Consider the following 12,477-nt stretch of genomic DNA (forward strand, 5'->3'; position numbering starts at 1 on the left):
ATAATATTGCATTTATATATGGATATGCGTATATTCGCAATAGCATATATTGGAGTGTAGATGATGGATCAAGCAGATTTCTTTAAATGCCTATCTGACCCGACACGTCTAGATATTTTAAAAATTATTTTAGCAAGACAAAATGTATGTGTTTGTGAAATCACAGAGATCTTACAACTGAGCCAACCCAAAATTTCTCGTCACTTGGCTTTACTCCGTAACCTCTCAATTTTGCTAGATGAGCGCAAGGGACAATGGGTGTATTACCGATTAAATCCTGATTTACCAGAATGGGTAAATGCAGTGCTCAATGTCTTAAATGATGAAATACTGAATAAACCTGCAAGCAACTTATCTATCTCTATGCAATGCGAGTAATTCAATGTCCGGATCAAAGCTCTCATTCTTAGATCGAAATCTAACGCTATGGATTTTCATTGCCATGGCATTAGGAGTAGGTATTGGTGTATTTTTTCCTCAAGCATCTGTGGTACTCGATCAATTAAGCATTAATTCAGTGAATATCCCTATCGCAATAGGGCTTATTTTGATGATGTATCCACCACTTGCCAAAGTAGACTATGCGACTTTGCCTAAAGTCTTTGAGGACAAGCGAACCCTTACATTATCTCTCGTTCAAAACTGGCTAATAGCACCTTGCTTAATGTTTGGTTTGGCAATCATTTTTTTACATGCCTATCCTGAATACATGACTGGCCTAATTCTCATAGGCTTAGCCCGATGTATTGCGATGGTCCTCGTCTGGAACGATCTGGCATGTGGGGATAATCAATATGTCGCTGCCTTAGTCGCGTTTAACAGTATCTTCCAGATCTTATTCTTTAGTACTTATGCCTGGTTATTCTTAACCTTCTTACCACCATTCTTTGGGGTAGAAGCACAAATCATTCATGTGAGCTTTTGGACAATTACCCATGCTGTTCTTATTTATCTAGGTATTCCGTTCTTACTTGGGTTTTTAACCCGACTGATTTTGGTTAAAAAGAATGGTTTGGCTTGGTATCAGGATAAATTTATCCCAAAGATTAGCCCAATCAGCCTTATTGCCCTTTTATTCACGATTGTAGCCATGTTCAGTCTTAAAGGTGGTGAAGTGGTTAGCCTTCCTCTAGATGTACTTAGGATCGCTATTCCTTTGACAATTTACTTTGTTGCGATGTTCTTCATCAGCTTCTTTATGAGTAAGTGGATGGGTAACGATTATCCTAAAACAACTGCTATTTCCTTTACTGCGGCAGGCAACAATTTTGAATTAGCACTGGCTGTAGCGATTGCCACTTTTGGATTAGCTTCACCTGTGGCTTTCACAACCGTGATTGGTCCGCTTGTTGAAGTTCCTGTATTGATTGCCTTAGTGACAGTTTCGCTATGGCTGAGAAAAAAAGTGTTTAAAGAGGCATGAGTCGAATGAACCTACCGAATATTGATCCTAGTCTTTTAGAAAAACCGACTTTAGAAAAAGTTCAGGCAAAGAACCTTAAACATCCACCAAGAATACTGCTTTTGTATGGCTCAAATCGTGATAGATCATATAGCCGTTTAGCTGTTCAGGAAGCTGGTCGAATCCTTGAATATTTTGGTGCGGAAGTGAAAATCTTCCATCCAAAAGGGCTACCCCTCCCTGAAGATGGTGATATGCAACATCCAAAGGTTAAGGAACTCCATGAACTCTTAGCATGGTCAGAAGGCATGGTGTGGTGCTCTCCTGAGCGTCATGGCTCAATGAGTTCGATATTGAAAGCTCAAATTGATTGGATTCCATTAGCAGCGGGTGCAATCCGTGCAACGCAAGGTAAAACCTTAGCTGTAATGCAAGTTTGTGGAGGTTCGCAATCCTTTAATGCTGTAAATCAATTACGTATTTTAGGGCGTTGGATGCGTATGATCACGATACCAAATCAGTCCTCAGTCCCTAAAGCATTTCTAGAGTTTGAAGAGGATGGTCGTATGAAGCCTTCTTCTTATTACATGAGGATTGTCGATGTGATGGAAGAACTTTATAAATTTACGCTTTTAACCAGGGGACAGTCCTCATATCTCACTGACCGTTACTCTGAACGTGTAGAAAGTGCAGAAGAGCTTTCAAAGCGTGTGAATCAAAAGAGTATTTAGATTTCTTAAAATTAACATAATACACCTTATACGAAATGATTTTTTATTAAATACAAATCAACAACTTATATCGATATAAAAACCCAGACCTATAGATCTGGGCTTTTTTATAGATTCTTCACGTTCCACGCTTATTTATTAAGCAATGTTTCACATTAATATTAAGTATAACTTTATAAGACTTAGATACCGTACTTCACACGGTACGCTTCCATTTTCGCTAAAGCATCTTTGTCGCCTTTAGCATCTAAGTAATCCATTAAATCTTTCATTGTGATCAGCGCATGCACAGGAATTTCAAGCTCTTTTTGAACTTCTTGAATCGCAGACAATTCACCCTGACCTTTTTCTTGACGGTCAAGCGCAACCAATACACCCGCTATTTGCGCGCCTGCATTTTTTAAAATGGTCACAACTTCACGAATGGCTGTACCCGCAGTGATCACATCATCAATGATCCATACCTTTTTACCTTCTACCGAAGCACCCACAAGCACACCACCCTCACCGTGATCTTTAGCTTCTTTACGGTTGAAGCCCCAAGGTACACTTACACCGTGGTTTTGTGACAATGCTACAGCCGTTGCAGCTACAAATGGAATCCCTTTATATGCAGGGCCAAATATCACTTCAACGTGTTCGCATTCAGTTAACTTTGCTGCATAGCCAGAAGCCAAGCCAGTTAAGGCTTCACCGTCATTTAACAAACCGGCGTTAAAAAAATAAGGACTCACACGACCTGATTTTAAAGTAAACTCACCAAATTTAAGCACACCACGTGATAATGCCAGTTCGATAAAAGCTTGTGGATTAAATGCCGCTTGCGCTGTCATGAGGTGCTCCATTTATTAAATTGAGGTTAAACTCGAGCATGATACCAAAGAGTAGCTATCCTAGTGATCAAAAAATTTTACGTGTCGTATCAATCAACGTAAATGGTCTTCGTTCTGCAGAAAAAAAAGGAATTTTTAACTGGATGGCAACTTCAGATGCCGATGTCATTTGCATGCAAGAATCCCGTATTACACACGAACAATGGACAGATAAATTTAAGCCAGAAGGTTGGTATACACACCTATTCCCAGCTGAGCGTCCTGGCTATGCTGGTACCGCAATCTATAGTCGTTTGCCGTTTATCTCAGTTACCGATGGTCTGGGTTTTGAATTGGCTGATTCACAAGGTCGTTTTATCTCAGCAGAATTTGATCTAGGCTTAGAGAAAACAGCTCATATTTGCTCACTCTATTTACCATCAGGTTCTTCTGGTGAAGAAGCACAAGCACGTAAAGATCACTTTCTAAATCAATATAAGCTGATCTTAAAACAATGGCGTGATGAAGGTAAATCTGTGATTGTTTGCGGTGACTACAATATCGTACATAAACGCATTGATATTAAGAACTGGTCAGGCAATCAAAAAGCTTCAGGTTGTTTACCACATGAACGTGCATGGCTCGATCATATTTATGATGATTTAGGCTATGTCGATACCTTCCGTGAAGTGCGTAAAGAAGCAGAACTTTATTCATGGTGGTCAAACCGAGGACAAGCCCGTGCCAAGAACGTGGGTTGGCGGATTGACTATCAAGCTTGCTCACCAGATTGGAAAGATCGTACTGTGAATGCATGGGTATATAAAGAAACGTGGTTTAGCGATCATGCCCCTGTCATTATCGATTATAAAATTTAGTGCCGTGCAAACTGAGTGAACAACTGTTTACTAAATGTACGCTAATTGCTCACAAATCTTGTCGTGTTAACGTATTTTTATTCCGACTAATTCAGTGCATTATTGTCGCACGGCACAGGGACATGTCAGGATGACAATAGGGATTGGAAGCCGTAGGATGAAAAGAAAATAAATTTCGGTTTATTTTCCAAGGATGAAGACATTGGACGTTGAATTGAGACCCGCATGATCAGGATGATTTAATGCGGGTTTTCTCTATTTAAAAGATCAATACAAATTTTAAGATAAGAAATTTTCCACCATTTTATTGATAACCACCATAAAGCCACACTGTAGATTTCAAACCTATTTAAAATATTCTGATCCCATTTATGTTTTTGCGTAAATTTTGCTAAGCTCTAGACTGATCACAATGAATAAGACTGTTAGAGATGATTAAAGTTTACGGCATTAAAAATTGCAACTCGATGAAAAAAGCATTCGATTTACTCAATGAGTTGGGGCTTAGTTATGAGTTCCACGATTATAAGAAACAAGGTATTGATGCTGAAACAGTACAAAAATGGCTAAATGATCTTGGTGCTGAACTTGTCCTCAATAAAAAGGGAACGACTTGGCGTAAATTATCTGAGGAAGATCAAGAAATTGCCCTTGCATCTGAACAGGGTTTGATTGAAGCACTGACTACACATACGAGCCTTATTAAAAGACCAGTGATCACTACTGAATCAGGTTATGTAGTAGGTTTTGATGAGAATGCGATAAAAGCATTAAAGAAATAAGAAATAAAAAAAGCCGAGCAACTACTCGGCTTTTTTATGAATCTTAAATTAGTTCACGCGTACCCAAGTTTGGTTACGACCCAGCGCTGATACGCCGATGAAACCACGAAGTTCGAGCTTTTGACCACCGTCTTTCAATGAACCCTTCAATTTGTAAGTTTTTCCAGATTGTGGGTCTAAGATTGAACCACCATCGTAATTCGTTCCACCTACATTTTTAAGACCCTTCACAATGGTTAAACCTTTTAAAGATTTCTTGTGATAGGGACCTTCACAGTTCGTACATGAATTTTCTTGACCCGGTGTGACAACACTCTGAATCGTTGCATTCAATGTTCCGTTTGGCTGTTCAGTGAATTTTACAAAAGCTTTAGCTTTTTTAGTTTTCTCATCAATCGTATTCCACACGGTACCATTGAGTGGATCTGCAGCATTTGCAAATACTGCTGAAGCGAGTAATCCTAACGTTAGTGCAATTTTTTTCATTGTTTTTTGTTTCCCTTGCTGAATTGACTTTAATATTATTAAAAATTGATAACATTTAAGCAATTTTTGAATGTGACTATTTAGTGTACCATTGTAATGCTGTGTGCTGATAATAAACATAATTTCATTAATATGGAAAAACAATGAAGATCAATCCGGTTTTGAAACAATACATAACAGAGTCTTTTTTAAAAACGAGTCTTCGCTTTCCGAGTCGCTTTAATCTTCCCCCCACCGTACTTCGTGTTGCCTTAGAGCAGATGACGCGTGTTTTTCCACAGTCCAAAGATGTCAGTATTCGAAAACTAAGAATCGCAGGTATTCGTGCCGAAGAAATTTTGCCTCAACCTGAAACGACTCAGCTCATTTTTCACATTCATGGTGGCGCATTCTTTTTAGGATCGTTAAATACACATCGCGCATTGATGACTGAAATGGCACTTCGGACTCAAATGCAAGTGCTACATATCGATTACCCTCTTTCACCTGAACAACGTTTCCCCGATCTCGGAGAAGCAATCTATGATGTGTACCAATTATTGGTAGAGCAAGGTGCTCAACCGAAAGATATTATTTTATCTGGCGATTCTTGTGGTGCCAATTTAGCACTTGCACTGGCTTTACGTTTAAAAGAAGAAAATCCAAAACTTCTTCCAAGTGGCTTGATTTTAATGTCACCCTTTCTTGACTTAACTTTGACCAGTGAATCTCTACGCTACAATCAAAAGCATGATGCTTTATTGTCAATTGAAGCTTTAGAAGCAGGCATAAATCATTATGTTCCTAAAGGTGTAGATGTCTCAATTCCCGAAATTTCCCCAATTTTTGGAGATCTCAAAGGATTGCCACCGACATTGGTTCAGGTGGGTTCAAAAGAAATTTTGTTAGACGACTCTACGCGATTTGAAGAAAAGGCTAAAGCAGCTGGAGTAGATGTTGAGTTTAAGTTATACACCGGTATGTGGCATAACTTCCAAATGTTTAGCGCTTGGTTTGATGAAGCAAAGCAAGCTTTGACCGATATCGCAGAGTTTGCCCATCGTTTGGATAAAGACTGATTGAATCAAAACTGAAGTAAACATAAAAAAGAGTAGCGTAAGCTACTCCTTTTTTATTCATTTAGAATAAGTATGAGACACCGAATCCACCATGATAACTTCGATCGGATCCACTTAGGTCTACACCGATGCTTGCATCTAACTGCGCACGATCATTCAAGGCATAGATTAAACCAGATGCCAGTCCATACTCTCGCTCTTGGCTTTCTTTCTTGGTAAATACTGCTTCAGAATAGCCCGATAAATTACCCACGATTTTATACCCAATAGTAGGTACAGCAGTCACCGACCAGTCACTATTTTGAACTGAATAGAACATTCCTATTCCTGTCGTTACAGTATCGTTATATTGATACTCAACAGATGAGCCCAAAGTGTAAATATCATCAACATAAGTAAAACGATCATTTCCTGTTGCGATTTTAGCTTGTGCCAAAATTGCCATTTTCAGTTGATCATCTTGTAAGTCAACGTGATGCTTAATCCCAACAGAAACATCACCTAAACCATCATGGTCATCAGTTCGATTTTGGATTCGGGTCCGCTCCCACGCTGGGCCATCCCAACCCAATTGAAGCTCAGTATTCTTACTCAATCCCGTACGCAACAGGACATCAGCATTGAGTCGCAATGATTTATTTTTAAAACCATTTTCAGTACTTTCAACATACTGTGCAGTTGGAAGTCCCTGCTCCCATGCCAATTGACCTACGGGCGTAATGCCTGTGCTGAAACTCGTACCAGGTCGATCGAAGGCAAAATCTGCAGCCATCGCACTTACACTCGCGGTTGAGCAAAGTATCAAGCTCAGTTGTTTTAATTTTGTCATGGGGCACCCAAATTAATTTAATTCTTTCGTCATTTTTGCGCCACGGCTACGTAATAACTCGAGTGTCTCACGTTCTTCCGGTAAAGCCTGTGACCAATCAATGGTATCAAAATCGCAGTCGAAAAATAAATCACTAATTGAACTCAGAATGGTATTCCCCTCTTCATCTTTGGTATTAGGATCAACTTGATGATCAAGTAAGCGTTGAACTGCTGGTACACAAGCAGCACTTGCAGCATCCCAAAGTGGGCCGTAACATTCCTCTGCATCCCATAAATGGAAATTAGCTTTCGCTGCAATCAGTGCATCTAAAATATCAAGATGTACTTGTAATTTCTGTTGTTTTTCTTCTGTTGAAAGCGCGTTTCCTTGCTCATACGCTTCACAAATTTCCTCCCACCATTGAAATAAAGTGTCTGACCACACAGAAACCGCAGGGCCTTTCTCTCCTGCGATAAAGTTTGGATCTAAACCTTCTGCTAACAGGCGCTGTACCTGTGCTAGGTCTAATTCTTCTAAGGCCTGTAAAAACACTTGTTGATGTGCTGTTAGCATTTACTTTCTCTACTATTTATCTATAACGACATTATGCCTAATAATGCAGATCATTATTCAATTAAATAAATCAAAACTGTTCATTCAAAATTTTATTCAAAAAAAAAGCCCCGAAGGGCTTTTTGCTATTCCACATCCACTTCATCTTCTTTCAGTTGGATGGGCGCTCCACGAGGGTTCTCTTTTTTCTCGAATACATGTTCAAGACTACGCTTTAATCGGTCGATCGCACCATGAATCGCTGTGTCAATATTATGACCTCTGTGATTGACCACGACTGGCTTTAATCCAGCTGGGCGAGCTTCGATCATACATTGAATATCGTCTGCACCGCCTTTATGGGCATTTTCATCACTTAAATGAACCGAAAAATGGGTAATTCTTTCACTATGGCGTTGAAACTCTGTATTTAGTTCTGCACGTACATAATCAATTAATCGCTCACTGTTTTGAATATTCTTATCTGTACGGATTTCTATGTTCATAAATATCATCCTCACTCTTCTTCTGAATCATTTTTGTGCAAAACTTTTTATCTTGGCACGTTTGTAGCTTGCAATCTAATTGCATCGAACATATTCAATTGCTGTTTGGAATACGTCCCTCCACATTGAATGATGAACACTTTTGAGTCTGCAGAACCGTGTCCTTATACTTTGAATATCGGGCCTAACTCAAAAATATGCAAGTGGTATTTTAAAAAATTAATAAAAGGATTACTCATTGTGACAAGTACTTACTTACGCGGACAGGCGCTTATTGATTCGATTCAAAATGCACCTTATTCCAGAGACTTAAGAGGTTATGGGGCGAATCCACCTCATCCTTGTTGGCCTAATCAAGCGCGTATCGCAGTGCAATTTGTCTTAAATTATGAAGAAGGTGGTGAAAACCACATTGAGCACGGTGATCAAGGTTCAGAGCAATTTTTATCTGAAATCGTTGGTGCTGCCAGTTTTAATGCTAAGCATATGTCAATGGATTCTATGTATGAGTATGGGTCAAGAGTCGGTTTTTGGCGTATTCATAATGAGTTCAAGAAACGTCAATTACCCATGACTATTTTTGGTGTGGGAATGGCTTTGGCACGTCATCCAGATGTGGTCGAAGCAATTAAATCTGCGGATTACGATGTGGTATCTCATGGTCAACGTTGGTTGCATTATCAGAATATGGATATTGAGACCGAAAGGCAGCATATGGATCAAGCCATTAGTGTACTTGAAACGCTATTCGGACAAGCCCCAATCGGTTGGTACACAGGTCGAGATAGTCCCAACACACGTCAACTTTTAACTGAATTTCCTCAAATCAAATACGACTGTGATTATTACGGCGATGATTTACCTTTTTGGACACAGCTCACCCATCCCAATGGCGAGCAGCATCCGCATTTAATTATTCCTTATACTCTGGACACCAACGACATGAAGTTTAGTTCAACAGGTGGCTTCAATCATGGTGAACAATTTTATCAATATCTAAAGGATGCCTTTGATGTCTTGTATGCCGAAGGGGAAACTGCACCAAAAATGATGTCTATTGGGATGCACTGCCGTCTTTTAGGACGCCCAGGACGCTTCAAGGCACTACAACAGTTCTTAGACTATGTTCAATCTCATGAACATGTTTGGATTTGTCGTCGTGGAGATATTGCGCAACATTGGATCGATCATTTCGCACCATAATTTCACATTCATGAGAAAAAGAGTGCTTTATAAAGTGCTCTTTTGATCTTTTTCAGTCACTTTTTCCACCAAATCTACGTTGGCATTGTTATTGCAATTTAAGCCTAAAGTTTCAATGTATAGGTTTGAATTGTGTTGCTTTCAGAATTTAATCAAACATCTGTTGAACATCAGAAAGCATTTTTATTGCAATGTGTTCATATCCCACGATGGGGCGAGGAAATCATTCATCACGGTCCTTTTGACACACGAGAAGGACTATTAAAGTGTGCTGAACAACATGCCATTACATGGACATGGGATGAAATTTTAGCAGCCCTAAATACACACCCAAGGATTGGCGAAAGAAAAGCAAAACTTGAATTATCAGAACAAGAACAAACTTTTTCAAGGCGTGAACAAGCACGCATCACACATGATCAAGAAGTTCTAGATGCGTTATATAAAGGCAACTTGGCCTATGAAAAAAAATTCGGTTTTATTTTTCTGATTAAAGCTTCTGGTTTAAATAGCGAAGACATTCTGACTGCATTGGAATACCGCTTGCTAAACGATTTTGAGACTGAAAAAAGAATCGTCCATCGCCAACTTTTAGAAATTGCTTTACTGCGCCTCTCACAGGAAATTCAAGCATGATCAGCTCACATATTTTAGATACCCACCTTGGACGTCCTGCAAGTAGTGTTGAAGTTAAGCTTTTTTCTGCGTCTGGAGAGTTATTAGCGGTAGCCAAAACCAATTCTGATGGACGTGTGACAGCAGCAGATTTTGGACTCGATCAAATTGATGTCGCTGAATACAGCATCGAATTTATGACGCAAGCTTATTTCTCAGCGCAGAACATCCCAACTTTTTTTCCAAAAGCCGTCATTCATTTTTCAGTAACCGATGCTCACCAACATTATCACATTCCCTTGCTCATTAGCCCTTATGCCTACTCCACCTATCGTGGCAGCTGAGCACTCGCAAATTTAAAATATAGAGGGATTTATTATGACTGCACACGAACAACAACAATCACCCGAACATGAATATCTTGGTGCTGGTAAAAGTGCTGCTTATGGCTTACAACATGTTTTAACCATGTATGGTGGTATTATAGCGCCTCCTCTGATCGTGGGTACGGCTGCAGGCTTATCAGGTATGGAAATTGGGCTACTCATCGCTGCTGCTTTATTTGTCGGTGGCTTAGCGACAATTTTACAAACCATAGGCGTTAAACATATTGGCGCACAATTGCCCTTGGTTCAGGGTGTTTCTTTTGCTGGTGTAGCCACAATGGTCGCAATTGTCACCACAGGTGGCGGATTACAGGCAGTCTATGGTGCCGTCATTGTGGCATCACTTTTAGGTTTTTTCTTAGCGCCCTACTTCTCTAAAATTATTCGATTTTTTCCCCCAGTTGTTACAGGCTGTGTAATTACAATCATAGGCTTATCACTCCTGCCAGTTGCTGTGCGTTGGATGATGGGCGGCAATAAAAGTGCCCCTGATTGGGGAAGTGCTGAAAATATTTGTTTAGCGTTAGCGACGCTTGCAATCGTCATAATATTGAATATGGCTGGCAGTGCCACAATTCGACGCCTTTCAATTTTACTGGCAATTATTCTTGGCACTGTCTTAGCATTTATGTTTGGCTTTGGTGATTTTAGCAAAGTTGGGGAAGGTCATTGGTTACAGGTTCCTAGCTTCTTTGCATTTGGTATGCCGACCTTTGAGTTTACAGCAATACTTTCCATGATCATTGTTACCCTCGTGATTATGACTGAGACTACAGCTGATATTATTGCAGTCGGTGAAATTATCGGTACCGATGTAGATTCAAAGCGTATTTCAGATGGTCTACGCGCAGATATGTTATCAAGTGCAGCAGCACCGATCTTTGGTTCATTTATGCAAAGTGCGTTTGCGCAAAACGTTGGTTTAGTTGCAATAACAGGGATTAAAAGTCGCTATGTTGTCGCTGCTGGCGGGATAATTCTGGTCGTACTTGGATTACTCCCAGTAATGGGGCGTTTTATTGCAGCGATTCCTGTCCCTGTACTTGGGGGTGCTGGCCTTGTTTTATTTGGTACAGTAGCCGCGAGTGGTATCCGTACACTGGCAAAAATTGATTATAACGATCAGAAAAACTTAATTATTGTCGCGACTTCAATTGCTGCAGGAATGGTACCCATTATTGACCATTCGTTCTATTCCGACTTCCCAAAATGGGTCCAAACCTTGTTCCATTCGGGTATTAGCTCAACCTGCTTAATGGCGATAGTCCTCAATATATTATTTAATCACTTAAAATTATTTGGACCGAAAATTAGTATTAAAAGTAAACAAATAATTGATTCTCATCATTAATTTAAACCATCTTTGTATCAATGCCTGCATACGTGGGCATTAATTTTTCCTTTCATCCACTTTTGGCTTTATTTTTGCAAAAGAATCGTTATTCTGTTACCGCTTTCTCTGGGGATTCTTTTATGAAACTTAATCAAATCGCAGCACTTTGCGCATTAGCTTCTACAGCAGCGTTTACTCAAGCAAGTCCAATTGTTTGGCAAGATTTCAGCCTAACTGGTCTTTATGGCGATAACTACCTAAACCCTTTCTCTCAACAAGAAGGTGAACGCTATACCATCACTGCTGAATATGCTGCAAAGCTTAAGTACTCGGATGTTTTCTTTTTCGTCGATCAACAATGGGGCGGAAAAGATGGCGATTCAACTTACCTTGAATTAGCTCCACGATTAAGTTTAAGTGAAGTTTCTGGCCAAAAACTAAGCGCTGGTCCAATCAAAGATGTATTGATTGCAACGACTTGGGAACACAACGCTGGTTATAACAACAATACTGAGTTCAATAACTTCTTGTATGGCGTAGGCTTTGCTTTAGATATTCCTTACACGCAATATGCAAATATTAACTTCTATCGAGTTGACAATGACTTGACTGAAGATGACTACCAAATGACGATCACTTACGCTGTTCCATTCAAGCTAGGCAATGAAGAATTCTTGGCAGATGCATTCCTTGATTGGTCTACAAATGAAGGTCCTGGTCATGCGAGTGAATTGAACTGGACAAGCCAATATAAATGGAATGTTGGTAAACATATCTCTCCAAAAACCAAATTGTATGTAGGTGTTGAACACTCTGTTTGGAACAATAAATTCGGTCAAAAAGGTCAAGACCAAAACGATGTAAGCGCATTGGTTAAATATCATTTCTAATTGATATTTATAATAAAAAAGCAAGACTAGTG

Annotated in this window: 16 protein-coding genes; 11 read left to right on the top strand and 5 right to left on the bottom strand. The window is 39.6% G+C overall.

The window, feature by feature from the left end:
- Positions 1-63 precede the first annotated feature (63 nt).
- From AC1M9P_RS05010 to arsH, 3 genes are read left to right on the top strand one after another with little or no spacing between them, the layout of a single operon-like run.
- Complete coding sequence (locus AC1M9P_RS05010) at positions 64-378, top strand: ArsR/SmtB family transcription factor (RefSeq protein ID WP_481586962.1); 315 nt, start codon at positions 64-66, stop codon at positions 376-378.
- A 4-nt stretch (positions 379-382) separates the two neighbouring features.
- Positions 383-1,423, top strand: coding sequence for an ACR3 family arsenite efflux transporter (gene arsB, locus AC1M9P_RS05015; protein ID WP_481586885.1), 1,041 nt, complete (start codon positions 383-385; stop codon positions 1,421-1,423).
- A 5-nt stretch (positions 1,424-1,428) separates the two neighbouring features.
- The gene (gene arsH / locus AC1M9P_RS05020; RefSeq protein WP_481586963.1) at positions 1,429-2,133 is read left to right on the top strand and encodes an arsenical resistance protein ArsH; all 705 of its coding nucleotides are present in this window, start codon (positions 1,429-1,431) and stop codon (positions 2,131-2,133) included.
- Positions 2,134-2,315: 182 nt separating this feature from the next.
- On the opposite strand, the gene pyrE is transcribed toward arsH, so the two are convergent.
- Entirely contained in the window at positions 2,316-2,966 is a 651-nt protein-coding gene (gene pyrE, locus AC1M9P_RS05025) for an orotate phosphoribosyltransferase (RefSeq protein WP_481586886.1), read from the bottom strand.
- A gap of 38 nt (positions 2,967-3,004) precedes the next feature.
- Between pyrE and AC1M9P_RS05030 the strand changes: the two genes are divergently transcribed.
- Together AC1M9P_RS05030 and AC1M9P_RS05035 are read left to right on the top strand one after the other, a co-directional pair.
- The gene (locus tag AC1M9P_RS05030; protein ID WP_481586887.1) at positions 3,005-3,823 is read left to right on the top strand and encodes an exodeoxyribonuclease III; all 819 of its coding nucleotides are present in this window, start codon (positions 3,005-3,007) and stop codon (positions 3,821-3,823) included.
- Positions 3,824-4,254: 431 nt separating this feature from the next.
- Positions 4,255-4,605 carry a Spx/MgsR family RNA polymerase-binding regulatory protein gene (locus tag AC1M9P_RS05035; protein ID WP_481586888.1) on the top strand — a complete coding sequence of 117 codons (351 nt, stop codon included), beginning with the start codon at positions 4,255-4,257 and terminating at the stop codon, positions 4,603-4,605.
- A 48-nt stretch (positions 4,606-4,653) separates the two neighbouring features.
- Here the strand turns inward: AC1M9P_RS05035 and AC1M9P_RS05040 are convergent, their stop codons facing one another.
- Entirely contained in the window at positions 4,654-5,091 is a 438-nt protein-coding gene (locus AC1M9P_RS05040) for a DUF2147 domain-containing protein (protein WP_481586889.1), read from the bottom strand.
- 143 nt (positions 5,092-5,234) lie between these two features.
- Between AC1M9P_RS05040 and AC1M9P_RS05045 the strand changes: the two genes are divergently transcribed.
- A complete protein-coding gene (locus tag AC1M9P_RS05045) occupies positions 5,235-6,149 on the top strand; it encodes an alpha/beta hydrolase (protein ID WP_035264694.1) in 915 nt (304 codons plus the stop codon).
- Between the two features lie 61 nt (positions 6,150-6,210).
- On the opposite strand, the gene AC1M9P_RS05050 is transcribed toward AC1M9P_RS05045, so the two are convergent.
- The 3 genes from AC1M9P_RS05050 to AC1M9P_RS05060 all read right to left on the bottom strand — a co-directional run bounded on the left by AC1M9P_RS05050 (position 6,211) and on the right by AC1M9P_RS05060 (position 8,018).
- The gene (locus AC1M9P_RS05050; protein ID WP_481586890.1) at positions 6,211-6,978 is read right to left on the bottom strand and encodes a transporter; all 768 of its coding nucleotides are present in this window, start codon (positions 6,976-6,978) and stop codon (positions 6,211-6,213) included.
- A 12-nt stretch (positions 6,979-6,990) separates the two neighbouring features.
- Positions 6,991-7,533 carry an ankyrin repeat domain-containing protein gene (locus tag AC1M9P_RS05055; RefSeq protein WP_035264700.1) on the bottom strand — a complete coding sequence of 181 codons (543 nt, stop codon included), beginning with the start codon at positions 7,531-7,533 and terminating at the stop codon, positions 6,991-6,993.
- Between the two features lie 125 nt (positions 7,534-7,658).
- Complete coding sequence (locus AC1M9P_RS05060) at positions 7,659-8,018, bottom strand: HPF/RaiA family ribosome-associated protein (protein ID WP_035264715.1); 360 nt, start codon at positions 8,016-8,018, stop codon at positions 7,659-7,661.
- 240 nt (positions 8,019-8,258) lie between these two features.
- Between AC1M9P_RS05060 and puuE the strand changes: the two genes are divergently transcribed.
- From puuE to AC1M9P_RS05085, 5 genes are all read left to right on the top strand, one after another.
- Positions 8,259-9,221 carry an allantoinase PuuE gene (gene puuE / locus AC1M9P_RS05065; protein ID WP_481586891.1) on the top strand — a complete coding sequence of 321 codons (963 nt, stop codon included), beginning with the start codon at positions 8,259-8,261 and terminating at the stop codon, positions 9,219-9,221.
- A 132-nt stretch (positions 9,222-9,353) separates the two neighbouring features.
- Positions 9,354-9,857, top strand: a complete 504-nt coding sequence (gene uraD, locus AC1M9P_RS05070; protein ID WP_481586892.1) for a 2-oxo-4-hydroxy-4-carboxy-5-ureidoimidazoline decarboxylase — start codon at positions 9,354-9,356, stop codon at positions 9,855-9,857.
- Entirely contained in the window at positions 9,854-10,180 is a 327-nt protein-coding gene (gene uraH / locus AC1M9P_RS05075; RefSeq protein WP_481586893.1) for a hydroxyisourate hydrolase, read from the top strand. The genes uraD and uraH overlap by 4 nt, the downstream gene beginning before the upstream one ends.
- Before the next feature lie 34 nt (positions 10,181-10,214).
- The gene (locus tag AC1M9P_RS05080) at positions 10,215-11,573 is read left to right on the top strand and encodes a nucleobase:cation symporter-2 family protein (RefSeq protein WP_481586894.1); all 1,359 of its coding nucleotides are present in this window, start codon (positions 10,215-10,217) and stop codon (positions 11,571-11,573) included.
- A 122-nt stretch (positions 11,574-11,695) separates the two neighbouring features.
- Positions 11,696-12,445, top strand: a complete 750-nt coding sequence (locus tag AC1M9P_RS05085) for an outer membrane protein OmpK (protein ID WP_035264928.1) — start codon at positions 11,696-11,698, stop codon at positions 12,443-12,445.
- Positions 12,446-12,477 lie beyond the last annotated feature (32 nt).

The sequence above is a fragment of the Acinetobacter sp. 25-47-122 genome (assembly GCF_056779695.1).